The 24626-nt window shown below is 69.7% G+C and carries 23 protein-coding genes; 14 read left to right on the top strand and 9 right to left on the bottom strand.

Features of this window, described 5'->3' with window-relative positions; genetic code table 11:
- Genes ACIBG8_RS41540 through ACIBG8_RS41520 form a run of 5 tightly spaced genes read left to right on the top strand, consistent with a single transcriptional unit; the run spans position 1 to position 4709 of the window.
- On the top strand, positions 1–1035 hold the full coding sequence (locus ACIBG8_RS41540; RefSeq protein WP_397348718.1) for a sugar ABC transporter substrate-binding protein: 1035 nt from the start codon (positions 1–3) through the stop codon (positions 1033–1035).
- Positions 1035–2507 carry a sugar ABC transporter ATP-binding protein gene (locus ACIBG8_RS41535; protein ID WP_397348717.1) on the top strand — a complete coding sequence of 491 codons (1473 nt, stop codon included), beginning with the start codon at positions 1035–1037 and terminating at the stop codon, positions 2505–2507. Before ACIBG8_RS41540 ends, ACIBG8_RS41535 begins: the two co-directional genes overlap by 1 nt.
- On the top strand, positions 2504–3502 hold the full coding sequence (locus tag ACIBG8_RS41530; protein ID WP_397348715.1) for an ABC transporter permease: 999 nt from the start codon (positions 2504–2506) through the stop codon (positions 3500–3502). Before ACIBG8_RS41535 ends, ACIBG8_RS41530 begins: the two co-directional genes overlap by 4 nt.
- A complete protein-coding gene (locus ACIBG8_RS41525; RefSeq protein WP_397348714.1) occupies positions 3502–3807 on the top strand; it encodes an L-rhamnose mutarotase in 306 nt (101 codons plus the stop codon). Before ACIBG8_RS41530 ends, ACIBG8_RS41525 begins: the two co-directional genes overlap by 1 nt.
- A complete protein-coding gene (locus ACIBG8_RS41520; protein ID WP_397348713.1) occupies positions 3804–4709 on the top strand; it encodes an aldo/keto reductase in 906 nt (301 codons plus the stop codon). The genes ACIBG8_RS41525 and ACIBG8_RS41520 overlap by 4 nt, the downstream gene beginning before the upstream one ends.
- Here the strand turns inward: ACIBG8_RS41520 and ACIBG8_RS41515 are convergent.
- Together ACIBG8_RS41515 and ACIBG8_RS41510 are read right to left on the bottom strand one after the other, a co-directional pair.
- Positions 4684–5121, bottom strand: a complete 438-nt coding sequence (locus ACIBG8_RS41515) for a GNAT family N-acetyltransferase (protein WP_397348712.1) — start codon at positions 5119–5121, stop codon at positions 4684–4686. The two genes, ACIBG8_RS41520 and ACIBG8_RS41515, sit on opposite strands and share 26 nt — an antisense overlap.
- A gap of 288 nt (positions 5122–5409) precedes the next feature.
- Complete coding sequence (locus tag ACIBG8_RS41510) at positions 5410–6852, bottom strand: MFS transporter (RefSeq protein ID WP_397348711.1); 1443 nt, start codon at positions 6850–6852, stop codon at positions 5410–5412.
- A gap of 59 nt (positions 6853–6911) precedes the next feature.
- Here ACIBG8_RS41510 and ACIBG8_RS41505 point away from each other — a divergent pair, with 59 nt between their 5' ends.
- Positions 6912–9884 (top strand): BTAD domain-containing putative transcriptional regulator, encoded by a 2973-nt coding sequence (locus tag ACIBG8_RS41505; protein ID WP_397348710.1) that lies wholly within the window; start codon positions 6912–6914, stop codon positions 9882–9884.
- Here ACIBG8_RS41505 and ACIBG8_RS41500 read toward each other — a convergent pair.
- The 6 genes from ACIBG8_RS41500 to ACIBG8_RS41475 form a co-directional block, all read right to left on the bottom strand.
- Positions 9845–10315: an SRPBCC domain-containing protein gene (locus tag ACIBG8_RS41500; protein ID WP_397348709.1), complete on the bottom strand. Its 471-nt coding sequence runs from the start codon at positions 10313–10315 to the stop codon at positions 9845–9847. The genes ACIBG8_RS41505 and ACIBG8_RS41500 overlap by 40 nt on opposite strands.
- Positions 10316–10351: 36 nt before the next feature.
- Positions 10352–11290 carry a DNA polymerase ligase N-terminal domain-containing protein gene (locus ACIBG8_RS41495; RefSeq protein ID WP_397348708.1) on the bottom strand — a complete coding sequence of 313 codons (939 nt, stop codon included), beginning with the start codon at positions 11288–11290 and terminating at the stop codon, positions 10352–10354.
- 17 nt (positions 11291–11307) lie between these two features.
- Positions 11308–11982 carry a FadR/GntR family transcriptional regulator gene (locus ACIBG8_RS41490; RefSeq protein WP_397348707.1) on the bottom strand — a complete coding sequence of 225 codons (675 nt, stop codon included), beginning with the start codon at positions 11980–11982 and terminating at the stop codon, positions 11308–11310.
- Positions 11983–12007: 25 nt separating this feature from the next.
- Positions 12008–13003, bottom strand: a complete 996-nt coding sequence (locus ACIBG8_RS41485) for an MBL fold metallo-hydrolase (protein ID WP_397348706.1) — start codon at positions 13001–13003, stop codon at positions 12008–12010.
- Complete coding sequence (locus ACIBG8_RS41480) at positions 13000–14118, bottom strand: steroid 3-ketoacyl-CoA thiolase (protein ID WP_397348883.1); 1119 nt, start codon at positions 14116–14118, stop codon at positions 13000–13002. The genes ACIBG8_RS41485 and ACIBG8_RS41480 overlap by 4 nt, the downstream gene beginning before the upstream one ends.
- Before the next feature lie 114 nt (positions 14119–14232).
- Positions 14233–15174 carry an NADP-dependent oxidoreductase gene (locus tag ACIBG8_RS41475; protein WP_397348882.1) on the bottom strand — a complete coding sequence of 314 codons (942 nt, stop codon included), beginning with the start codon at positions 15172–15174 and terminating at the stop codon, positions 14233–14235.
- A gap of 77 nt (positions 15175–15251) precedes the next feature.
- Between ACIBG8_RS41475 and ACIBG8_RS41470 the strand changes: the two genes are divergently transcribed.
- Positions 15252–16205, top strand: coding sequence for a GlxA family transcriptional regulator (locus tag ACIBG8_RS41470; RefSeq protein WP_397348705.1), 954 nt, complete (start codon positions 15252–15254; stop codon positions 16203–16205).
- Here the strand turns inward: ACIBG8_RS41470 and ACIBG8_RS41465 are convergent.
- Entirely contained in the window at positions 16194–16778 is a 585-nt protein-coding gene (locus tag ACIBG8_RS41465; RefSeq protein WP_397348881.1) for a TetR family transcriptional regulator, read from the bottom strand. The genes ACIBG8_RS41470 and ACIBG8_RS41465 overlap by 12 nt on opposite strands.
- A 259-nt stretch (positions 16779–17037) precedes the next feature.
- On the opposite strand from ACIBG8_RS41465, the gene ACIBG8_RS41460 reads away from it, so the two are divergent.
- The 7 genes from ACIBG8_RS41460 to ACIBG8_RS41430 all read left to right on the top strand — a co-directional run bounded on the left by ACIBG8_RS41460 (position 17038) and on the right by ACIBG8_RS41430 (position 24615).
- A complete protein-coding gene (locus ACIBG8_RS41460; protein WP_397348704.1) occupies positions 17038–18621 on the top strand; it encodes an AMP-binding protein in 1584 nt (527 codons plus the stop codon).
- Entirely contained in the window at positions 18621–19511 is an 891-nt protein-coding gene (locus ACIBG8_RS41455) for an acyl-CoA dehydrogenase family protein (RefSeq protein ID WP_397348703.1), read from the top strand. The genes ACIBG8_RS41460 and ACIBG8_RS41455 overlap by 1 nt, the downstream gene beginning before the upstream one ends.
- Complete coding sequence (locus ACIBG8_RS41450) at positions 19505–20659, top strand: acyl-CoA dehydrogenase family protein (protein WP_397348702.1); 1155 nt, start codon at positions 19505–19507, stop codon at positions 20657–20659. The genes ACIBG8_RS41455 and ACIBG8_RS41450 overlap by 7 nt, the downstream gene beginning before the upstream one ends.
- Positions 20656–21534: a bifunctional MaoC family dehydratase N-terminal/OB-fold nucleic acid binding domain-containing protein gene (locus ACIBG8_RS41445; protein ID WP_397348701.1), complete on the top strand. Its 879-nt coding sequence runs from the start codon at positions 20656–20658 to the stop codon at positions 21532–21534. Before ACIBG8_RS41450 ends, ACIBG8_RS41445 begins: the two co-directional genes overlap by 4 nt.
- A complete protein-coding gene (locus tag ACIBG8_RS41440) occupies positions 21534–21923 on the top strand; it encodes a MaoC/PaaZ C-terminal domain-containing protein (protein ID WP_397348880.1) in 390 nt (129 codons plus the stop codon). The genes ACIBG8_RS41445 and ACIBG8_RS41440 overlap by 1 nt, the downstream gene beginning before the upstream one ends.
- A 37-nt stretch (positions 21924–21960) precedes the next feature.
- The gene (locus tag ACIBG8_RS41435; protein ID WP_397348700.1) at positions 21961–23115 is read left to right on the top strand and encodes a lipid-transfer protein; all 1155 of its coding nucleotides are present in this window, start codon (positions 21961–21963) and stop codon (positions 23113–23115) included.
- Positions 23116–23295: 180 nt separating this feature from the next.
- A complete protein-coding gene (locus ACIBG8_RS41430; RefSeq protein ID WP_397348699.1) occupies positions 23296–24615 on the top strand; it encodes a hypothetical protein in 1320 nt (439 codons plus the stop codon).
- The last annotated feature ends 11 nt before the right edge of the window (positions 24616–24626 follow it).

Here is a 24626-nt window from a genome sequence, read left to right as displayed (position 1 = left end):
ATGAAATTCGTCCCGGTGGCCGCAGGCGCGGCCCTCCTGGCTCTTGTTACGGCATGCGGCTCCACCTCGACCCCAGCAGCGGGCGGGGACAAACCAGCAGAGGCGGGCAAGGTCGGCATCGACCACCCCCGCGCCGACTCCGACTTCTGGAACTCCTACATCAAGTACGTGCCGCAGATGGCGACCGAGCTCAAGGTCGACCTGATGCCGGCCACCAACTCGCAGAACGACGTCGCCAAGCTGGTCAGCAACGTCCAGACGATGATCGGCCAGGGCGCCAAGGCCATCGTCATGGCCCCGCAGGACACCGCCGCGATCGCCGGGACCCTGACGCAACTGGAGAGCAAGAAGATCCCGGTCGTCAGCGTGGACACCCGCCCGGACACCGGCAAGGTCTACATGGTCGTGCGCGCCGACAACCGCGCCTACGGCACCAAGGCCTGCGAGTTCCTCGGTGAGAAGCTCGGCGGCAAGGGCAAGGTCGTGCAGCTCATGGGCGCGCTGAGCTCGGTCAACGGCCGCGACCGCGCCGAGGCGTTCCGCGAGTGCATGAAGACCAAGTTCCCCGAGATCACCGTCTTCGACGAGGCGACCGAGTGGGACGGCGGCAAGGCGGCCTCCATGCTGCAGACCCGCCTGGCGCAGAACCCCGACATCAAGGGCATCTACATGCACGCGGGCGGCGTCCACCTGGCGCCCACGCTGCAGGTGCTGAAGGCCAAGAACCTGCTGGTCAAGCCCGAGGACCCGAAGCACGTCTTCGTGGTCTCCAACGACGGCATCCCGCAGGAGTTCGACGCCATCCGCAAGGGCGAGATCGACGCCACGGTCTCGCAGCCCGCCGACCTGTACGCGAAGTACGCGCTCTTCTACGCCAAGGCCGCCATGGAGGGCAAGACCTTCCAGCCCGGCAAGACCGACCACGACAGCACGATCATCCAGCTGCCGAACGGTCTCGAGGACCAGCTTCCCGCCCCTCTTGTCACGAAGGACAATGTCGACGACAAGAACCTCTGGGGTAACCAGGTCAGCTGATGAAAAAACATGTTGAAGCCCGGAACGTCGTCAAGCGTTTCGGCCCGACCACAGCCCTCAACAACGCGGGCATCGTGATCGCCGAGGGTGAGACCCACGCGCTCATCGGCAGGAACGGCGCGGGGAAGTCCACCCTCGTGTCGATCCTCACCGGGCTCCAGCGACCGGACGAGGGCGAGGTGCTGTTCCACGGGGAACCGGCGCCCGCCCTCGCCGACCGCGACGCCTGGCGGCGGCAGGTCGCCTGCGTCTACCAGAAGTCGACGATCATCCCCGCGCTGACGGTGGCGGAGAACCTGTTTCTCAACCGCCAGTCGGACGGCGGCCCGATCAGCTGGAAGGCGCTGCGGGCCAGGGCCCGCGACCTGCTGGAGACCTACCAGGTCGAGGTGGACGCCGACGCGCTGGCCGGAGACCTGAGCGTCGAGCAGCGCCAGCTCGTCGAGATCGCCCGCGCGCTGTCGTTCGGCGCGCGGTTCATCATCCTGGACGAGCCGACGGCGCAGCTGGACGGCCCGGCCATCGAGCGGCTCTTCGAGCGCATGCGCGCCCTGCGCGAGCAGGGCGTGACGATGATGTACATCTCCCACCACCTGGACGAGGTGTACGAGATCTGCCAGAGCGTCACGGTCTTCCGCGACGCGACGCACGTCATCACCAAGCCCGTCGAAGACCTGCCGCATCAGGCGCTGGTCGACGCGATGACCGGCGAGGCCACAGCCGCCTACGTCCACAGATCCCGTACGGCAGGCACCGACGTCGTGCTTTCCGCCGAGAATCTCACCTTGAGCGGGAAATATCAGGACATTGAGTTGGTCATCCGCCAAGGCGAGGTCGTCGGCCTCGCCGGGTCCGGCAGCAGTGGCAAGGTCGGGCTGGCCGAGACGCTGGTCGGCCTGCACAAGCCGGACGCCGGCCAGGTGCTGGTGAACGGCCTGAAGATCAAGGACGTGCCCTCCGCGCTCAAGGCGGGGCTCGGTTTCGTGCCGCAGGACCGCCACCACGAGGGCTTCGTGCCGCTCCTCTCGGTGGGGGAGAACGCGACCATCCCCATCGCCCACAAGCTGGGCAGGTTCGGCATCGTCTCCCCCGCGAGGCGGCGGGCGAAAGCCGTACAGATGATTGAGGACCTGGACATCAAGACGGAAGGGCCCGACCAGCCGGTCGGCGACCTGTCCGGGGGGAACGCGCAGAAGGTCGTCTTCGCGCGGGCCCTGGTCGACGACCCGAAGGCGCTCGTGGTGATCAACCCGACCGCCGGTGTCGACGTCAAGGCCAAGCAGGCGCTGCTCGGCGCCGTGGAGGACGCGGTCGACAGGGGAGCGGGGGCCGTGCTGGTCTCCGACGAGCTCGACGACCTGCGCATCTGCGACCGGGTGCTGGTGATGTTCCACGGCAGGGTGGTCAAGGACGTGCCGCGCGGGTGGTCCGACCACGAGCTCGTGGCCGCGATGGAAGGTATCCAAGAGTGACAACGCTGACAACGCTTCGGGCGCCTGCGCCGAAGCTCAGGCTCGCCAGGTTCCGCGATCTGACGCTGGTGCCGGTGATCGTGCTCCTGCTCATCGTGGGCTCGTTCGCCGACCCGTTCTTCCTCACCGGCGACAACCTCACCAACGTGGTGCAGCAGCAGTCGGCGCTCGCGCTGGTGGTGCTGGCCGAGGCGCTGATCCTGATCTCCGGCAAGTTCGACCTGTCGCTGGAGTCGATCGTCGGCATGGCCCCGGCCGTCGCGGTGATGCTGGTCGTGCCGACGGTGGCCAACGGGTTCGGCATCGAGCTGCCCGCGCTGCTGGCGATCCCGCTGTGCCTGCTCATCGGCGCCGCGATCGGGGCGTTCAACGGCTTCCTGATCATCAGGTTCCAGCTGTCGGCCTTCATCGTCACGCTGGCCATGCTGATCGTCGTGCACGGCCTGCACCTGGGCTGGAGCAAGGGCAAGAGCCTGTTCGCGCTGCCCGAGTCGATGCTCTACCTGGGCAGCACCACCTGGCTCGGCCTGCCGGCCGCGATCTGGATCGTGATCGTGTTGTACGCCGTGGGCATCGTGGCGCTGCGTTACTTCAGGATCGGCCGCGCCCTCTACGCCATCGGCGGGAACGCCGACGCGGCCAAGGCGGCGGGCATCAGGGTCGACCGGGTGTTGTGGGGCGTCTTCATCGTCGGCGGCACGCTGGCCGCGCTCGCCGGGCTCATGGAGTCGGGCAGGCTCGGCGGCATCAGCGCCAACCAGGGCGTCGGCATGATCTTCATGGTCTTCGCCGCTGCCGTCATCGGCGGCGTGAGCATGGACGGCGGCAAGGGCACGATCTTCGGCGCGCTCACCGGCGTGCTCGTCATCGGGCTGGTGGAGAACATCCTGTCGCTGGTCGGCGTCGCCCCCGAATGGCGCCAGCTCATCTACGGCATGATCATTCTGGTGTCCCTCATCATCAGCCGCATCGTCGGCGGGAAGGCGCAGGACTGATGCAGCGGCTGGCCCTCCGCACCCGGCTCAAGCCCGGTTGCGAGGAGATCTACGACAGGGAGCACGCGGTGATCCCGGCCGACCTGGACGCGGCGATGCGCGAGAACGGCCTGCACTCCTGGCGCATCTACCGCGACGGCCTCGACCTCTTCCACTACGTCGAGGTGGACGACTTCGCGGCGCTGCAGGAGGCCCTGCGCGACCACCCGGCCGACATCGCGTGGCAGAAGCAGATGAACCGGCTGCTCGACGGCGACTTCGCCAAGAACGTCACCGGGCTCAAGCTGGTGTGGGAGCTGCCGTGATCGGGTTCGGCGCCGCGCCGATCGCCGGGCTGTACTCGGCTGTCTCCGAGGAGCAGGCCCGCGCGACGATCGACACCGCGTGGGAGTGCGGGGTGCGGCTCTACGACACCGCGCCGCATTACGGGCTCGGGCTGTCGGAGCGGCGGCTGGGAGCCGCGCTGGCCGGCCGTACCGGATTCACGCTGTCGACCAAGGTCGGCAGGTTGCTCGTCCCGTCCTCGGCCGGGGGGCGGGATCCGGACGGGTTCGACATTCCCGCCGACTTCCGCCGCGAGTGGGACTTCTCGCGCGACGGGGTGCTGAGGTCGCTGGAGGAGTCGCTGGTACGGCTGGGCCTCGACCGGATCGACGTCGCGCTGATCCACGACCCCGACGACCACGTCGAGCAGGCCGTGTCCGAGGCGTATCCGGCCCTTGAGGAGCTGCGCGACCAGGGGGTCGTCACGTCGATCGGCGTCGGGATGAACCAGTGGCAGGTGCCGCTGCACTTCGTCCGAGAGACGGGGATCGACGTGGTGATGCTGGCCGGGCGGTACACGCTGCTCGACCAGTCAGGGTTGCCGCTGCTGGACGAGTGCGCGGCTCGCGGGGTCCGGGTGATGGCGGCCGGGGTGTTCAACAGCGGCATGCTGGCCACGCCCGAGCCCGGGACCACGTTCGACTACGTTCCGGCCTCTGCGGAGATCATGGAACGGGCTCGCAAGATCGCCGCTGTCTGTGAGCGGTACGACGTGGCTCTGCCGCAGGCGGCCATGGCGTTCCCGCTGCGGCATGCTGCGGTGAGCTCGGTCGTGCTGGGGGCTCGGTCGCCTGCCGAGGTCCGTGCCAACGCGGCGCTGTGGTCGCGGCCCGTGCCTGAGGAGCTCTGGGAGGAGCTCAGGCGGGACGGGAGTATTCGGTGATCCACAGCCCGGGGACGGGCTCGGCGTCGTCGACCTTCTGGAAGCCGAGGTTCTCGTAGAGGGTTCTGGCTGGAACGTTCTCGCGGCCGGTGGCTACGGTGATCTTCCTCGTGCCCGCCCTGGCCAGGACCTCCTCGACCAGCGCCCGGCCGATCCCGCGCCGGTGCGCTGCCGGGTCGACGATCAGGCGGTCGATGTCGACGGCTTCCGGGGTCTCGGTGTAGGCCACCGCACCGGCCAGCCACACTTCCTCGAACGCACCTAGCCAGGCGAGCGGCTTTGCCTGGAGGTCGGCGAGGTTCTCGCGAAGGGGTGGGATGCGGTCGTCGCCGATCAGCTTCGCCTCTACGGCATAGGCCGCGTGCTGAAGCTCCAGGAGTCGGCCATCAGGCGAGATTTCGGCAATACGCACCCCGCGAGTCTAGGCCGAACCCCCAACCCCACAAACACCAATAAGGCCCTCTTGGGACCTCCGCCTCTATGGGACCTCCGCCTCTGTGGGACCTCCGCCTCTGTGGGACCTCCGCCTCTATGGGACCTCCGCCTCTATGGGACCTCCGCCCTTTTGGGGCCACTGCCCCTTGGGACGTCCATCCTCTTGGGGGTTCCCCACCCCCTGGGACGTCCGCCCTTTTGGGACCTCCGTTCCTTTGGGGTTCTTCACCCCCTCGAACCCTGGGGTTCGAGGGGGTGGGGTGGGTCATGCGGGGGTGGGGGTGTGGCGGCGGAGGACGGCGATCGTGAGGACGGCCAGCCCGAGGAAGATCAGCCCACCGACGCCCGCCACCACGTGGAGCCCCCCGGTGAAGGCGTCCCGCACCGCGTCCAGCAGGTCAGGGAAGGCCATCCCCGCGGTCACGCTCTCACGGGCCGCACCGGCGCTGGAGGGAAGGAGCCCGCGGTAGACCGCGGTGCCCAGGCTGCCCATGACCGCCACCCCCACGGCCACCCCGAACTCCCCACTGGTCTCCGACAGCGCGGCGGCGGAACCGGCCTTCTCCGCCGGAGCGGCCGTCATGATGATCCCGTTCCCCAGCCCCATGGGCAGCGCGATCCCGGCAGAGGCGAGGATGAGCCCGGTGACCAGCAGCGGCGTCCCCTCGACGACCGGGACCTGGGTGTGCAGCACCAGCCCGAGAGCCGCGACCGCCAGACCGGCGGCCATCACGTAGGCGGGACGGACCCGGCGAGCGAGCGCAGGCCCGGCCGACAGCGCGACGATCATGGCGATGTTCTGCGGGATCAGCCACAACCCGGCACGCAGCGGCGACAACCCCTCGACGCTCTGCAGGTAGAGGGTCGACATCAGCGTGGTGCCCGCCATCACGATCCCGCCGAGCAGCAGGATCGCCAGCGTCGCGGCGAACGCCCGGTTCGCGAAGAGCCGCAGGTCGAGCAGCGGGTTCGCCAGCGAACGCTGACGACGGACGAAGACCACGCCGATCGCCAGCCCGGCCACCACCGCGACCAGCGACACCGGCTGCACCCCGCCGCGGGCGATCTCCTTGAGCCCGTAGATGACCGGCAGGATCGTCGCCAGCGACAGCGCCACGCTGGCCAGGTCGAGCTTCGCAGCGGCCGGGTCGCGGTACTCGGGCAGCAACCGCGGCCCGAGGACCAGCACGACCACCATGAACGGCACGCCGAGCAGGAACGCCGACCCCCACCAGAAGTGCTCCAGCAGCGCGCCGCCCACCAGCGGGCCGATCGCCATGCCGACCATGAAGCAGCTGAACCAGATCCCGATGGCCGCCCCCATCTGCTTGGGGTCGCGGAACATGTTGCGGATCAACGCCATCGACGACGGCATCAGCGTGGCGCCCGCGATGCCCAGCAGGGCGCGGCTGGCGATGAGCATCTCGGCGTTGACCGAGTAGGCGGCCAGGATGGAGGTCGCGCCGAAGGCGGCGGAGCCGATCAGCAGCAGCTTGCGCCGCCCGATCCGGTCGCCGAGCGTGCCCATGGTGACGAGGAACCCGGCGAGCATGAAGGAGTAGATATCCATGATCCACAACTGCTGTGGCGCGGTGGCGCCGAGGCCGTTGCTGAGGTGCGGCAGTGCGAGGTAGAGGACGCTGACGTCGATGGAGAGCAGTAGGGCGATGGAGGCGAGGACGCCGAGCCCGATCCAGTTCCTGTTCATGGCTTCACCGTGCCGGAAGCCACTTCAGGCATCCTTCTGGTGCCCTTAAGGTCGGTCGTATGCGCTTTGGAGTGCTCGGACCCGTGACCGCCTGGACCGACGCCGGGGAGACCGTCGTCATCCCGGGCCTCAAGGTGCGCGCGCTGCTCGCGGACCTGCTGGCGCACGAGGGCCGCGTCGTGTCCACCGACCGGCTGGTGGAGGACCTGTGGGGCGACGACCAGCCGGGCAACCCGGCGGCGGCCCTCCAGGTGAGGGTGTCGCAGCTGCGCAAGGCTCTGGAAGACGCGGAACCGGGCGCGAAGAACCTCGTGGTCTCGCGGGCTCCGGGCTACGCGCTGGAGACGCGCGCCGTCGATGCGCTGGCGTTCATGGAAGACCCGCAGAAGGGGCTGGACCTGTGGCGGGGGGCCGCCTATGCGGACTTCGCCGACTTCGAGTTCCTCCGGCCGGTGATCACCCGCCTGGAGGACGCCAGGCTGGGCGCTCTGGAGGAGCAGGCCGAGGTACGGCTGGCCGCGGGCGAATCCCTCGACGTGGCGGAGCTCGTCGCCGCGCACCCGATGCGTGAGCGGTTGCGTGCCGTTCACATGCGGGCGCTCTACCAGCAGGGCCGCCAGAGCGAGGCGCTCGCCACCTACGGCGAGCTGCGCGACCAGCTCGCCGACGAGCTCGGCCTCGACCCGTCGCCGGAGCTGGCCGAGCTCTACCAGCGCATCCTCCGCCAGGACCCCACGCTCACCACCAGGACGACCAACGACACCAACATCCCCGCGGCCGTCGGCGGGCTGATCGGGCGGGACGAGGCCGTCGGCGAGGTGCGCGCGCTGCTCGACACCGCCAGGCTCGTCACCCTCACCGGCTCGGGCGGCGTCGGCAAGACGAGCCTCGCGCTGGAGGTCGCCCGGCAGGTCGACGGCGCGTGGCTGGTGGAGCTGGCCCCCTACGACAGGCACACGCCTTCGCTGGCCGAGGCGGTGCTGAGCTCGCTGGGCATCCGCGAGGACTCGGCTGGCACGCTGGAACGGCTCGTCGAGGTGCTCCGTGACCGGCACATGCTGCTCGTCCTGGACAACTGCGAGCACGTGGTCGACCAGGCGGCCAAGCTGGCCGAGGTGCTGCTCCGCTCGGGCGCGCACCTCAGGATCCTGGCCACCAGCCGCGAGCCGCTCAACGTCGCGGGCGAGGCGCTCTGGAGCGTGCCCGCGCTCGACCTCCCCGCGGGCGACGAGCTGATCACCGTCGCCAAGTCGGACGCGGTGCGGCTCTTCATGGCCAGGGCCACGGCGTCGGCGCGCGGCTTCACGCTCGACGCGCAGAACGCCGAGGCGGTCGCGCAGCTCGTGCGCAGGCTCGACGGCATCCCGCTGGCCCTGGAGCTGGCCGCGACCAGGGTGCGGGCGCTGGGCGTCCAGGAGCTCGTGTCCAGGCTCGACGATCGGTTCCGCCTGCTGGCCGGGTTCCAGCGCGGCGCTCCGGCGCGGCAGCAGACGCTCATGGCGATGATCGACTGGAGCTGGACGCTCCTGACCGACCACGAGAAGCTCGTCCTGCGCCGCCTGGCCGTACACGCAGACGGCTGCACGCTGGAGGCGGCTGAGGCGGTGTGCGCCGACGACGGCGTGGACGTGCTCGACGTGCTGGTGCGGCTGGTCGACCGGTCGCTGGTGGTCGTGGTGGACGGGCCGCGCTACCGGCTGCTCGAATCGGTCGCCGCCTACTGCTGGAACCGCCTTGACGACGCGGGGGAGGTCCAGGTCGTACGGCAGGCGCACGTGGACTACTACGTGGCGCTGGCCGTACAGGCGGAAAAGCACCTCAGGGGGCACGAGCAGGACCGGTGGATGCGGCGGCTGGACGCCGAGGCGGCCAACCTGCGCGCCGCCCTGGACGCCGCCGCGCCCGAGGAGGCGGCGCGGCTGGTGAACGCGCTGGCCTGGTACTGGTTCCTGCGCGGCAGGCTCGCCGAGGGGCGGCGCGCGCTGGAGTCGGTGCGCGGGGACGCGCGGGCGCGGGCGTGGCTGGCCGGGTTCGCGTTGCTGCTCGGCGAGGACGTCGACTGGCGTTCCCTGGTGGATCTGGACGATCCGGGCGAGCAGGCCAGGGCTCTGTGGTTCATCGGCCTGGTCTCCGGCGACCACCGCACCGCCGAGGAGCTGGTCGAGGGTCCGCTGGCCGTCTTCCGCACGGTCGGCGACCGGTGGGGGGAGGCGGCGGCGCTCGCCAGGCTCGCGCGCGACCATTTCACCCTGCGCGACTTCGAGGCGCTGGAGCGTGACGGCGGCGAGAGCGCGCGGATCTTCCGCGAGCTGGGCGACCGCTGGGGCCTGCTGCAGGCCACGGAATGGCTCGGCGGGCTGTTCGAGATGCGTGGCGACTACGAGCGGGCCACGGCGCTGTTCACCGAGGACCTGACGATGGCCGAGGAGCTCGGGCTGTGGCCGCAGGCGGTGAGCCGCCTGTCGTGGCTGGGCTGGATGGCCATGACCGTCGGCGACTACGACCTGGCGATGGAACGCAGTGGCCAGGCGCTGCGGCTGGCCACCGGGCAGGGCTATCTCGAAGGGCAGATCTTCGCGCGGATGGGCTACAGCTACTCGGCCCGCCGCGCCGGGCGGCTGGACGTGGCCGATCGGGAGCTGCACGCGCTGGTCGACGGGATCCCGCTGGACGGTGACCCGCCGCTGTTCCTGCCCGGTACGCTCATCGAGCTCGGCTACCTGCACGTGATGCGCGACGAGCCCGAGCGGGCGCGCACGGTGTTCCAGGGTGCGTTCGCCACAGCGGTGAAGGTCGGCGACCCCCGCACCACGGCCGGAGCCGTGGACGGCCTGGCCGCCACCTCGCCGGCGCGGGAGGCGGCGCGGCTGCTGGGGATCGCGGACGCGGCGCGCGAGGCGTGCGGCACGCCGACCTCCAGCTCCGACGACGCCGACATCCTGCGCACCACGTCGCGGGTCAGGGGTGAGCTCGGAGACGCGTTCGACGCCCTCTACGCCGAGGGGCGGACGCTGACCTTCGACGACGTCTGAAGGTGCTCGGCCAGGCGGTCGAAGAACTCCTGCCAACCGGCCCTGGCCTGGTCGGCGTGGTCCTGGTCGGTGTTGACGCCGAACTGGTGGAAGCGCATCGTCGTCGCGCCGTCGCCGTCCTCCAGCGTCAGCGTCGCGACCGAGGCGGGGGCGTCGCCCGGGTTGTCCGGGTCGCCCGTGGTGAACACCAGGCGGTTGGCGGAGATCTCGCGGTAGACGCCGTGCAGCGTCACCTCGAACCCCTCCTCGCCGACGAGCGTGGCCGACCAGACGCCGCCAGGGCGGACGTCCATGACGACGCGGTCGGCCGGGGTGGTGAAGATGCGGGGGCCGAACCAGCGGGCGAAGCGCTGGGGCTGGGTCCAGGCGGCGAGGACCTGGTCGGCGGTGGCGGCGAAGGTGCGGGTGATCTCGTACTCGGCGGTCTGCATGCCTCCGACGATGCCCGCCGGGGCTTACGGTGCCCTTCAGGTCTCCTTAAGGAGCCATCGTCCCTGCTCGTAGGGGGAGTCGAGGGGTTTGGCGACGACGCCGGGGAGACCTTGTTCTCGGGCGGCCCGCCGTATGCGAAGCTGAGGAGCCTGCGACGATACGGGCTCGGCTTCTCCCGGCCAGGACGGGGCGGTCTGCCAGCGCGCGCCCGCTATGTCCAGCGCCTCGAGCTTCGTTCGGCGGAGCGTGTACGGCTGCGCGACCAGGGAGTGGCCGTCGTCGTAGAGCAGGTCGTAGGCGAGGTAGATCTCGACGCCCGCCAGGGTGACGAGCTCGCCGTCCAGCACCGCCGTACGGCTGCCGAACCGCTCGGCCAGCGGGCGCAGAAGGGACAGCTCGGTCCTGCCGCCCTCGATGACGACCCTGGTACGGCTGCCGCCCCAGGCGAACTCGAACGCGTACTCAGCCACGTCCTTCGGCCAGCCTTTGACCGGAACGACCGGGTCCACGGTGGGGAGGGGGTCGCGGGCCGGCGGGTCCATGCGGTGGATCATCCAGTTCTTGCCGTGCGTCCGGAAGAGCACGAAGCGGCCCTGGGCGCGCTCGCCGTGCAGGACCACCTTGACCTCGCGGTCCGACCACTTCTCCGTCTCGTAGGTGCCGTGGTCCCAGATGGTCATCGTGCCGCCGCCGTACTCGCCGCGCGGGATCTCGCCCGAGAAGGTGGCGTACTCCATCGGGTGGTCCTCGGTGTGCACGGCGAGGTGGTTGGTGGCGGGGTCCTCCGGCAGGCCCTTCGGGATCGCCCAGGAGGCGAGGACGCCGTCGCGCTCCAGGCGCAGGTCCCAGTGGAGGGACCTGGCGTGGTGCTCCTGGATCACGAAGACGTCTTTGCCCGTGGGGGAGCCGTCGAAGGGCTCGGGGGTGCGTGCCGGGTCTCGTTTGCTGCGATATTTCTTGAGTTTGTCGGCCACACCCGGGTTCTACCCGCTCAGTCGAGCGCCTTTCTCAACCAGGCCTCCACTCCCGCTATGTGGACGGTCGCCCAGCTTCGCGCCACCTCGGGCTGGCGCGCGGAGATCGCCTCGTAGATGGCGGTGTGCTGCTCGATCGTCTTCTCCAGCGCGTTCTCCTGGGTCAGGCCGCGCCAGATCCGCGCCCTGGTGGTCGGGCCGGACAGCGACTCGATGAACGAGCACAGCACGTTGTTGCCCGAGCCCTGCGCGATGCGCTGGTGGAACTGCAGGTCGTTGGCGACCAGCTCCTCGATCGTGGGCTCGGCGGGGAGCGACTCGAGCACCACGCGCAGCTCCTCGATCTCGGCGTCGGTCATCAGCTCGCAGGCCATGGCCGTCGCGGCGGGCTCCAGGATGCGGCGCACCTCGAAGAACTGGATCACCGTGTCGTCGCGGTGCAGGTCGAGCACGAACGACAGGGTGTCGAGCAGCAGCCTGGGCTCGAGGCTGGTGACGTAGGTGCCGTCGCCCTGCCGTACGTCGAGGACGTTGATCAGGGCCAGCGCGCGTACGGCTTCGCGCAGCGAGTTGCGAGACAGGCCCAGCCGTTCGGCCAGGTCAGCCTCCTTGGGCAGCCTGTCGCCCGGCGTGAGCTCGCCGGAGAGGATCATCTGTTTGATCTTGTCGATGGCTGCGTCTGTTACCGCCACGCTTTTCTCCCTAGACATCGGATGTCTAGGAGTCTAGGGCCTGGAAGCGCACGGGATCGATCCCCGCGACCCTGCCAATCGCGCCGCGTACCTCGAGAGTGCGCAAATGGGCCGCTGCTTCTCCGGCTGCCATACCTCGGAGCATCGGGGACAGATCATCCCAAGGGCGGTTCCAGGTCATCATCGCGGCGATCTCCCAGATGGTCAGGGGGTCCTGCTGCTCGCGCAACAGGACGGCGAGCCGTACGAGCTTATGCTCGTGATGCTGCCTGATCGCGGCGGCGCGCGCCCCCACATCCGGAAATATCCACTCATGGGCGGGTAGGGCGTCGAGCGGGCCCAGTTCCTGGATCCGGTCGAGAGAATCGAGGAAGTCGCCGAGCGGATCGACGTCGTCCCGGTCGTACGGATAAATCCCGATATGTGGCGTGATCCCGGGCAGGACGTGGTCGCCGGTGAAGAGGCGGTCGTCCAGGCGCAGGCAGATGTGTCCGGGGGTGTGGCCCGGCGTCCAGATCGCGCGCAGCTTCCTGCCGGGCAGGTCGACCAGGTCGCCGTCGTGCAGCTCGCGGTCGGGGAGAGCGGGAGGCTTCACGGTGTTCTCGACGACGATGTCGTCGTTCGCGGCCCCGGCGCGGCGCAGCATGTCGCGCTGGAAGCCCTGCGTGTCGGCGAAGCCGTGGATCATCCTGACCAGCCGGGCGTCCGCCTCGTGCATCGCCACCCACGCCCCGGACGTCTCCCTGACCTGCCCGGCGAGGCCCGCGTGGTCGGGGTGGAAGTGCGTGACGACGACGCCTCTGACGGTGTTCGCGGCCATGCCGATGCTGTCGAGCCCGCCGGTCAACGCCTCCCAGGCGTCCGGGTGGTTCCACCCGGCGTCGACCAGGACGGGGCCCTTGGGGGATTCGAGGGCGTAGACGAGCGTGTATCCCAGCGGGTTGCCCGGGATGGGCACCGGGATGCTCCACACGCCTCCGCCGACGTCGGTGACGTGCTGGTCGCGGTAAGCGGGCCTCACGCTGGGCGTTCGAGGATGGTCGCGGTGGCCAGCGCGCCGCCCGCGCACATGGTGACCAGGGCTCTGGTGGAGTCAGAGCGCTCCAGCTCGTGCAGGGCCGTCGTGATGAGCCGCGAGCCCGTCGCGCCGACCGGGTGGCCCAGCGCGATCGCGCCGCCGCTGACGTTGACGCGGTCGAAGTCCGGCTCGTGCACCTGGGCCCAGGACAGGACCACGGCGGCGAACGCCTCGTTCACCTCGAACCTGTCGATGTCGCTCATGGCCAGCCCGGAGGTCCTGAGGACCTTGGCCGTCGCGTCCACCGGGCCGTCGAGGTGGTAGTACGGCTCCGCGCCGACGAGCGCCTGGGCCACGATCCTGGCGCGGGGCCGTAAGCCGTGCCGTTGTGCGGCTTCCTCCGACATCAGGAGGACGGCGGCTGCGCCGTCCGAGATCTGCGACGAGGTGCCCGCGGTGTGGAACCCGTTCTCGCCGAGCACCGGCTTGAGCTTGGCCAGCCCCTCGGCGGTGGTCTCGCGTAACCCCTGGTCCCTGGTGACGTCACCGACGGGGACGATCTCGCGGTCGAACCTGCCGTCCGCCCACGCCTTGGCCGCGAGCTGCTGGGACCTGGCGCCGAACCAGTCGAGCCGCTCCCTGGTGAGCCCGCGCCGCTGGGCGATCCGCTCCGCGGCGGTGAACTGGTCGGGCATGTCGATGCTCCAGTCATCGGGCCGCGGCTTGGCGGGGATCACATTGCTCCCCAGCGGCGCCCGACTCATCACCTCAACCCCACAGGCGACCCCGACCTCGATCACACCCGCCTGGATGAGCGCCGCGACCAGATGCACCGCCTGCTGCGACGACCCGCACTGCGCGTCGATCGTGGTCACCCCGGCTTGGTACGGCAGGCCCGCATAAAGCCACGCATAACGCCCGACATGCCCCCCTTGCTCACCCGCCTGCGTCACACACCCCGCGAACACCTGCTCCACGGCCGCAGGATCCACCCCGGACCGCTCGACCAGCCCGTTGAGCGCGGCGGCCAGCACTTGCTGCGGTTTGAGATGCGCGAGCCACCCGCCGCGCTTCCCGATAGGAGTCCTGACAGCCTCGACGATCACCGGCGCGCCCACAGCCACCTCCAGAACGATGCTCTGGTCGAGACTGTAACGCGTTCTACTTTCACACACCAGTACCGTTCTCCCCGTGACGCCAGAACTCCTTCCGGGCGTTCGCGGACGGGCGGTCTAGCGGCCCGCTACTTCCAGGACGATTTTGCCGGTGACGCGGTTGGACTGGCCGCGTTCGTGGGCCTTGGCGGCTTCGGCCAGCGGGAGGACGGTGTCGAGTTCCGCGTGGAGTTTGCCTGCCTCCACCAGGGCGGTGATGGCCTTCAGGGCGCTGTGGTCGGGTTCGACCAGGATGTCTTCGGCGCGCATGCCCCTCGCCGCCGCCTTGTCCACCAGGCCCGCGTCCAACACGGACAACACGATGGAGACGATCACTCCGCCTGGGCGCATCGTGGTCAGGGAGCGTTCGCCGTGGTCGCCGCCCATGGTGTCGAGCACCACGTCCACGTCGCGCACCACCTCGGTGAAATCGGTGGTGCGGTAGTCGATCAGTTCGTCGGCGCCCAGGGTGCGGAGCAAGGCGTGCTTGGCCTCGCTGGCCGTACCGATGACGTAGGCGCCCCTGGCTTTGGCGATCTGGACGGCCAGGTGGCCGACGCCGCCCGCCGCCGCGTGGATGAGGACGCGCTGGCCGCTGCGCAGGCCCGCCGTGTCCACCAAGGCCTGCCACGCGGTCAGCGCGGCCAACGGCAGGGCCGCCGCCTGCACGTGGTCGAGGCCTCTGGGCTTGCGTACGAAGGTCCTGGCGGGCGCGGTCACGTACTCGGCGAAGGCGCCGTGCCCGAACGGGTAGCGCAGCATGCCGTACACCTCGTCGCCCGGCTTGTGCAGCGCGGCGCCGATGCCCACGGCCTCCACCACCCCCGACACGTCCCACCCCAGGACGAACGGCGGAGCGCCCAGGAAACCGCCGCTCGCGCGGTGCTTCCAGTCGGTCGGGTTGACCCCGGCCGCGTGCACGCGGACGAGGACCTCGGTCGGCCCAGGCTCAGGCCGCTCCACCTCCACCAGCTTGAGCACCTCTGGCCCGCCCAGCGCGTCCTGGCTCACCGCAGTCATCTTCATGAGCCAAGGATGTCGCCACCGGACAAAACCGAGCTAGCGGCCCGCTGGCCATGATGTGTAAGGATTGGGCCATGCATCGTGTGGTGGTCCTTGCCCTGGACGGCGTCATCCCCTTCGAGCTCAGCCTCGCCTCGCGCATCTTCCGCGCGACGCCGCGCCCCCTCTACGAGGTCCTCACCTGCACGCTCGACGGCCGCCCCGTCCAGACGGCGGCGGACTTCTCCATCGCCGTCGAGCACGACGCGAGCATCATCGAGACGGCCGACACGCTGGTCATCCCCGCCGCCCACTCGCACATCGAGATCACCGCGCCCGAGCTGGTGCCGCCCGCGATCCTGGACGCCCTGGCCCGCGTACGGCCGGGCACCCGCGTGGTGTCGATCTGCGTCGCGAGCTACCTCCTGGCCGCCGCCGGGCTCCTGGACGGCCGCGCCGCCACCACCCACTGGCGCGACGCCGACAGCTTCCGCGAACACTTCCCGAAGGTACGGCTGGCGCCCGAGGTGCTGTTCGTCGACGACGGCGACGTCCTCACCTCGGCCGGCGCCGCGGCGGGCGTGGACCTGTGCCTGCACATCGTCAGGAGCGACCACGGCAGCGAGGTGGCCAACTACGTGGCCAGGCGCTGCGTGGTGCCGCCGTGGCGCGACGGCGGCCAGGCGCAGTACATCGAACGCTCGATCCCGCCCTGCGACGCCGAGGGCACGGCGGCCACCAGGGCGTGGGCGCTGGCGAAGCTGAGCGAGCCGCTGCAGCTCGACGACCTGGCCGGGCACGCGCGGATGAGCAGGCGCACCTTCACCAGGCGGTTCCGCGAGGAGGTCGGGCTGAGCCCCGGCCAGTGGCTGACCGTGCAGCGGGTGGAGCTGGCCAGGCACCTGCTGGAGAGCACGGACCTGACCGTCGACCAGGTGGCCGAGCGCGCCGGGTTCGGTACGGGCGCCTCGCTCAGGCAGCACCTGCACACGGCCTGCGGAGTGTCGCCGCAGGCCTACCGCCGCACGTTCCGCGTCTCAGAAGTCTGACAGCAGCCGGTCGGCGGCGATCTCGATGCGCCGCTGGATCTGCTCGTAGGTGCGCCTGCCGCGGAGCATCTCGAGCAGCTCGTGCACCCAGATGCTGGACAGCGATCCGGCCAGCGCGAGCTGTTCCTCGTTGGCGTCGGCCGGGCTCAGCCCGTTGCCCGCGACCCGCAGCAGCAGCCCGGCCATGCGGTCGCCGAAGGGCGTGTCGACCTCGGCCATGATCAGCGACCGGATGAGCGCGTCGGCCAGCTCGGGCTCGCGCATGAGCCCGCGGGTGGCGCGCATCAGCACGTCGACGCCGCGGCCCGACGCGTTGGTCGCGTGCGGCGGGCGCCGCTCGATGCTGCTCTCGAGCAGGTCGATCTCCTCGCCCACGACGGCCACGACGAGGTCCATCTTGGACGGGAAGTAGCGGTAGAGCGTTCCTAGGGCGACGCCCGCGCGTTCGGCGACCGTACGCATCTGCATGGCTTCGACGCCGCCGCGCGAGGCGAGGGCGGCGGCGGCCTGGACGATGCGCTTGCGGCGCTGGGTCTGGCTGCGCGAACGGGCGCCTGGAGCTGGACTCTCCATGGTCTCCTCGCGGTCGGCGGGGGTGGAGGGGCCGTGAGGGGGCGCTGCGATCGTCGCATGCGGGGTGCGCATAAGAACACGTTATCTGATTAATGCATAACTCGGCTTGTTACTCACGAGTCACAAAGGAACCGCATAGATGCATGTCTTGCGGGTTACGAGGACATATCCAGATTTGTCGCTTAGGCGGCGCACTAGACAGATATTAGAATCTGTTCTAGTTTGCGGATCGGCTGACCGAGCGCTTGCTGGAGGCGCGATGACCGGGGATACGCTCGCCGCCCTGCTCGCGGCGCGGGCCGAGGACGACCGTCCTGGCCTGCACTTCGAGGATCGGGTGTGGAGCTGGCGCGCCTACGTCGAGGAGTGCCGCGGCCGCGCCGCCTGGCTCTCCTCGCTGCGGGGCAGGCCCCTGCACGTGGGCGTGATCATGGACAATGTGCCCGAGATCACCTTCCTCATCGGCGCCGCCGCGCTGTCCGGCCACGTGATCGTCGCGCTCAACCCGACCCGCGGCGCCGACGACCTGGTGGCCGACGCCCGCGCGACCGACGTCGACGCGATCGTGTACGGCGAGCCGCACGCGGAGGTCGCCGAGCGGGTCGCCGCAGGCTGCGGGGTGCCCGCCTACGGCGAGGTGGGCTCCGCCGAGCAGCAGGAACAGGATCCAGGCGAGCTCGTGATGCTGATCTTCACCTCGGGCACCTCGGGACGGCCGCGTGCCGTACGGGTCACCCAGCGGAAGATCGCCGTGCCAGGCACCAGCCTGGGCGCGCTGCTCACCCCCGCCGACGTCGTCTACTGCGCGATGCCGCTCTTCCACTCCGCCGCGATCATGGCCGCGTACGCCCCGGCGGTCGCGTCGGGCGCCGGGCTGGTGCTCAGACGCAAGTTCTCCGCCTCCGGGCTGTTACCCGACATCAGGCGCTACGGCGTCACGTACCTGAACTACGTCGGCAAGGCCCTGTCCTACGTCCTGGCCACGGAAAGGCAGCCGGACGACGCCGACAACCCGCTGAAGATCGCCTTCGGCAACGAGGGCGGCCCGACGGCCACCAAGCGGTTCGGCGAGCGGTTCGGCTGCTACGTGATCGACGCGTTCGGCTCGACGGAGACCGCGATCGCGATCACCCCGGACCCGTCGGGGCCGGCGGGATGCCTGGGACGGCTGCCCGACGGCATCGAGATCCGCGACCCGGCCACCGGCCTGCGTCAGGCCCCCGCGATCATCGAGCAGGGCCGCCTGCTCAACCCCGACGAGGCCATCGGCGAGCTCGTCAACGTCAAGGACCTCGGCCTGTTCGAGGGCTACTACGCCAACCGGGCCGCCGACGACGAGCGGGTCAGGGACGGCGCGTTCTGGTCGGGCGACCTGGCCTACGCGGACGCGGACGGATACGTCTTCTTCGCCGGCAGGGGCACCGAGCGGCTCCGGGTCGACGGGGAGAACCTCGCGGTGGCGCCGATCGAGTCAGCGCTGCGCGAGTTCCCCGGGGTGGTCGAGGCGGCCGTCTACCCGGTGCCCGACGCGGCGGCCGGTGACCAGGTGATGGCGGCGCTGGTCCTGCAAGGTCCCTTCGATCCCGAGGGGTTCGCGGCGTTCGTGGCGGTCCGTACGGATCTGGGGGCGAAAGCCGTACCGCGATATATCCGGATCTCGGGGGAGCTGCCGCAGACGCCCTCCCACAAGGTCATCAAGCGCCTCCTGGCCAAGGAAGCGTGGCACACCACCGACCCCGTGTGGGTGCGGGACGGCGGCTACCGGCCGCTGACCGCCGACGACTTCGCACGCATCGAGGAGCAGTTCAGCGAGCACGGCAGGCACCATCTATTGGAGAGTTGATGGATTTCAACCTGGACGAGACGCAACAGGAGCTACGCAAGCTGGCCGCCGAGGTGCTGGCCAAGGAGGAAGAGGAGCGGCTGTGGCCGGCGCTCCAGCAGGCCGGGCTGGTGGACCTCTGCCAGCCGGGGGAGTCCGGCGCGGTGGAGATGGCCGTCGTCCTGCGCGAGGTGGGCGCGGCCGCGGCGAACGTGCCGCTGCTGGCGCACCTGGCGGGCACGCTCGCGCTGGCCGAGCACGGCAGGGCCGTGGACGGCCGGGTGGGCGTGGCCGTGCGAGGAAAGGTTCGGGCCCATAGCGGCCTGACCGGACGGATGCGTACGGTGACCCCGGCGGAGACGTACGTGGTCGCGGCCGACGACGGGCTCTACCTGGTCACCGAGCCCGTGACGGAGATCGCCGAGTTCACCTCGACCGGCGAGCCGGCGGCCACCCTCGTGTTCGACGCCACCCCGGCCGAGCGGATCGCCGGCTCGGCCGACGCGCTGCGCACCATCTGCGCGGCCGCCGTCGCCGCCCAGGCCAGCGGCGTCCTGGCCGGGGCGCTCAAGCTGACCACCGAGTACATCAGGACGCGCAGGCAGTTCGGCCGCGCGCTGGCCGAGTTCCAGGCCGTGACCATGCAGATCGCCGACGTCTACATCGCCGGGCGCGCCCTCGACGTCGCCATGTGGTCGGGCGCCTGGAGCCTCGACCCGCGCGACCTCGCCCTGGCCGGTTTTCACGTCTCCGAGGCGTTCCGCGCCCTCTACATCTGCCAGCACCTGCACGGCGGCCTCGGGCTCGACGTGACCTACCCGCTCCACCGCTACTTCGCGCAGGCCAAGCACCTCGCCCAGGTGACCGGCGGCGCCGACGCCCAGCTCGACCTGATCGGAGCCACATGCTGATCGACCTCACCCCGGACCAGAAGCGGCTGCGCGACGAGCTCAGGGAGTATTTCCAGAACTGCCTAAGCGCGGAGGACCGCAGGAAGATCGCCGAGGACCCGTTCGGCACGGCGTACATGGACCACTGCCGCAGGCTCGGCAGGGACGGCAAGCTCGGGCTCGGCTGGCCGAAGGAGTACGGCGGCGGCGGATTCGGGCCGCTGGAGCAGCAGATCTTCGCCAACGAGATCGCCCGCGCCGGCGTGCCGTACCCCATCATCACCGTCCAGACGGTCGGACCGACTCTCATGGAGTACGGCACGCAGGCCCAGAAGGAGTTCTTCCTGCCGCGCATCCTGGCCGGGGAGTGCCACTTCGCGATCGGCTACAGCGAGCCGGAGGCGGGCACCGACCTGGCCTCGCTGCGCACCACAGCCGTGCTCGACGGCGACCACTACGTCGTCAACGGGCAGAAGATCTTCACCTCGGGTGCGCACTACTCGCAGTACATCTGGCTCGCCGCGCGCACCAACCCCGAGGCCAAGAAGCACAAGGGCATCACGATGATGATCGCCTCGTGCGACGACCCTGGCTTCTCCTGGACGCCGATCGTCACCATGGACGGCCGCCACCACACCAACTCCACCTACTACCAGGACGTCCGGGTGCCGGTCGACATGGTGGTCGGCGAGGTGGACAAGGGCTGGGACCTCATCGTCAACCAGCTCAACCACGAACGCGTCACCCTCGGCCCGGCAGGGAACCTGGGCCAGACCTACGACAGGTTCTCGGCGTGGGCGCGCGACAAGGGCCTGATGGACGAGCCGGACGTGCGGCGGGCCGTGGCCCGCGTCTGGAGCTACTTCAGGACCAACGAGCTGCTCAACTGGCAGGTCGCCGCCAACATGGACCTCGGCTGGCTCGGCGCGCCCGACGCGTCAGCCACCAAGATCTACGGTTCGGAGCGCATGCAGGAGGTCGGCAGGATCGTCGTCGACATCCTGTCCAGGTACGGTGACCCGGCCGACCCCGAGACCGCCGAGCTCATGGACCGGATGGACCACGGCGTCAAGGGCGCGATCGTGCTGACGTTCGGCGGCGGCGTCAACGAGGTGCAGCGCGAGCTGATCGCCATGCTGGGGCTGAGCCTGCCGAGGCCGCCGCGATGACCCTGCACGAGATCGCGGAGAAGCAGATCGCGCTCGGGGAGATGCGCGGCGCTCCGGCCGCCGACCCGGTCAACGTGCCCATGATCAGGCACTGGCTGGCCGCCATGGGCGACGAGAACCCCCGCTACCTCAAGGAGGGCGTCGCCCCGCCCGCCATGGCTCAGGTGTGGACGATGGGCCACCGGGGCGCCTCGCCTGTGGACGAGGTGCTGCGCGCCCTGGACGCTGACGGCTACACCGGCGTCGTCGCCACCAACTGCGAGCACACCTACCACCGGGACGTGCGGGTGGGCGAGGTGCTGACGCCCTCGACCCGCTTCAGCTCGCTGGCCGGTCCCAAGCGGACGGCGCTGGGGGAGGGATATTTCGCGACCTGGAACGTCACCTGGTACGCCGGGGACGAGCCGGTGGTCGAGATGCTGTTCCGGGTCCTGAAATTTCGCCCGCCGGCGAAGAAGGAACCGCGCCAGCCGTACCCGCTGAAGCCCGCGATCAACAGGGACACCGCCTTCTTCTGGGACGGCGTGCGCGAAGGCGAGCTGCGCATCCAGCGCTGCGCCTCCTGCGGCGCGCTGCGGCACCCGCCGGGCCCGATGTGCCTGGCCTGCCACTCCACGGACCGCGACCACGTCGTGGCGAGCGGGTTCGGCGAGGTCTACAGCTACGTGGTCCACCACAATCCACCCGTTCCGGGGCGCGAGACGCCGTTTGTGGTGGCAGTGGTGGAACTGCCGGAAGGAGTGAGGATTGTGGGCAACATAGTGGACTGCCCGGTGGACGCGGTGGGTATCGGTATGTCGTTGCGTGTGACATACAGGGCGATGGACGATGAACTGATCCTTCCTATGTGGGCACCACGGGGAGACGTGACGTGATGCGAACGCTGACCGACATCGGTTCCGTGCTCCCCGAACTGTCCATCGACCTCACCCCGACGATGATCATCTCGTCCGCGCTGGCCACGATGGACTTCACGCCGGTACACCACGACGTCGAGCTCGCCCGCGCGCAGGGGTCGAAGGACATCTTCCTCAACATCCTCACCACGATGGGGCTCGTCGAGCGCTACGTCACCGACTGGGCCGGGCCTGAGGCCGTGATCAGACGGATGAACGTCAAGCTCGGCGTGCCCGCCTACGCGGGGGACCGGCTGACGTTCAACGGCACGGTCGTCTCCTTCGCGGACGGCGAGCACACCGTTGAGGTCCGCGGCAAGGTCAGCCTCGGCGACCACGCGACCGCGACCATCGTCTTCTCCCTCTGACCCGCCTGTTCTGCTGCTTCTGGCGAGGAGTTACTCAATGACGGCCATTGTTGGCATTGGCGCGACCGAGTTCAGCAAGGAGTCCGGGCGCTCGGAGCTTCAGCTGGCGTCCGAAGCGGTGCTCGCCGCGCTCGACGACGCGGGGCTCGCGCCGTCCGACGTCGACGGGATGGTCACCTTCACCCAGGACACCAACCAGGAGATCTCGGTCGCCCGGGAGGTGGGCATCGGCGACCTGTCGTTCTTCTCCCGCGTGCACTACGGGGGCGGCGCGGCCTGCGGGACCGTCGCGCACGCCGCGATGGCCGTCGCGACCGGGGCCGCTTCCGTGGTGGTGTGTTACCGGGCGTTCAACGAGCGGTCGGGGCGGCGTTTCGGGCAGCCGGACGCGCGGCTCGGGGGTGAGCCCTCCTCGCAGGGGCTGGAGATGAGCTGGCACGTGCCGTACGGGCTGATGACCCCTGCGGCGTGGGTGGCGATGTTCGCGCGCAGGTACATGCACGTCTACGGGGCGACGTCCGAGGACTTCGGGCGGGTCGCGGTGGCCATGCGGCGGCACGCGTCGACGAACCCGGCCGCCTGGTTCTACGAGCGGCCGATCACGCTGGAGGAGCATCAGGCGTCGAAGTGGATCGTGGAGCCGCTGCACCTGCTGGACTGCTGCCAGGAGTCCGACGGGGGCGTGGCCCTGGTGGTCACCTCCGCCGCGCGCGCCAGGGACCTGCGGCAGCGGCCCGCGGTCATCTCCGCCGCCGCGCAGGGGTCGGGGGCGGGTCAGGCGATGATGACCAGTTACTACCGCGACGACATGAGCGGGCTGCCGGAGATCTCCGTCGTGGGGCGTCAGCTCTGGGAGAAGTCGGGGCTGACGCCGGACGACATCCAGACCGCGATCCTGTACGACCACTTCACCCCGTTCGTGCTGAGCCAGCTGGAGGAGCTGGGTTTCTGCGGGCGGGGGGAGGCGGCGGACTTCATCAGGGACGGCGCCATCGAGCTGGGCGGACGGCTGCCGCTGAACCCACATGGGGGGCAGCTGGGTGAGGCGTACATCCACGGCATGAACGGCATAGCCGAGGCGGTGCGCCAGATCCGCGGCGAGTCCGTCAACCAGGTCGCCGACGTCGCCAACGTTCTGGTGACCGCAGGAACCGGCGTTCCCACCAGCGGCCTCATCCTCTCCGCCGTTTAGCAGATGGCCTGTTTCTGCCAAAAGCCAAGAAGCCCCAGCTCGGTAACCGGCGTGTCAGGATCTTGCCACTACGGACAAACACGTAATTAGCCGGAAAAATCAATTCGGCCTATTGCTAACAAAGGCGACCAAGCCTCATTCTTCCTCTACGTCCGCTGGGGGATCTGGGGAGGGCCGGTCATGGTGGATCCGCTGTCCGGCGCGCTCTTGCTCGGAAAGATGATCGACGCGACCATCGGCGTGGTCTCCAATTACGCCGGGGAGAAGGCGAAGCTGGCCGCCAACACCAAGGTGCGCCAGGAAACGTTCGACTTCGAGCGGGAAAAGCTGGCCACCAGCCAGGCGAACGCGCTGGAACTGGAAAGGCAGAAACAGGACTTCCAGCGCGAGATGGCGGCTGCCGAGCGGCTGAAAGCACTCGAGCAACATCAGCGCGACCAATATCCCATTGCCGACGGCCCCGGGCAGTTGCGCAAGGCGCTGATGCTGAGCCGCAAGAACAATCCCGATATCCTCACCGTCCTGCTCTGCCCGCCGGACAACGAGGACCCCTCCAGCCCGACCTGGTCGGGCCTGCGCGGGCGCGTCTACGGCAACCTCATGACCTACCAGAACCGCAGCCTGGCCATCCTGCGCAAGGTGGACCGCAAGTTCCACTGGGTCCACTCCGACCTGTACGAGATCGACCTGCACGGAATCCCCACGCTCATCGTCCAGTTCACCGTCGACCACAAGGTGCTCGACATTCAGCTGGGCGGCTGCCACATCACCGGCGACGGCGTGCAGCAGCTCCAGGGGGTGCACCGGCTGACCTTCCCCGGCATGTCGGCGTGGACGGAGGAGACCGTCGGGCTGTTCGACCAGGCCAGGCAGCTGCCCGCCGACGAGGCCGACCTGCTCGAGCTCAACCACACCCTGGCCAGCCGCCTGATCACCGTCTGCGTGGTCGCCGCCCTCGACGCCTACTACCTGCAGCGGCGCGTGGCCTACCACGAGCAGTTCGACGAGGCCGTGGAGGCTGCGGGGATCTTCGGCGAGGACTGGAAGGCCGACCTGGGCATCGAGCTGGACCTGGTCGCCGATCCCGCCTTCCACCTGCTGCACTGCGCCAAGCGCAAGGCCAGGCGGGGGGACAAGGACGGGGCGATCGAGGACCTCAACGCGGCGCTGCGGCTGCTGGCGGGCGTCCAGACCCCGGCGCAGCGTACGGCCCTGCGGCTGATGCCGGACGTGCTGCGCAAACCGGAAACCCAGGACCACCACCGGGCCAAGCTCCGCGAGGTCTTCGAGCTCTTCCCCGAGAACGACCAGTTCCGCAGGACCGGCATCGAGCTGCTGGAAGAGGAGCTGCTCACCGACCAGGGCGAGCCCCAGGCCGCACCTGAAGCCAAGGCGCCGACGTTGCCCGTCCACGTGCCGCGCGCCGTACCGGTCCCGCCTCTGACGGGACGCGGGTTGTGGAGCAAGGACGCCTCCAGGAACCCCCTGGACGACGACTGACACGGAGTGCG

Origin of the sequence: Nonomuraea sp. NPDC050556 (assembly GCF_044457355.1) — a bacterium.
GTDB lineage: Bacteria > Actinomycetota > Actinomycetes > Streptosporangiales > Streptosporangiaceae > Nonomuraea.
The sequence above is the reverse complement of the archived record's forward strand: the minus strand, read 5'-3'. Positions and strand labels throughout refer to the sequence as shown.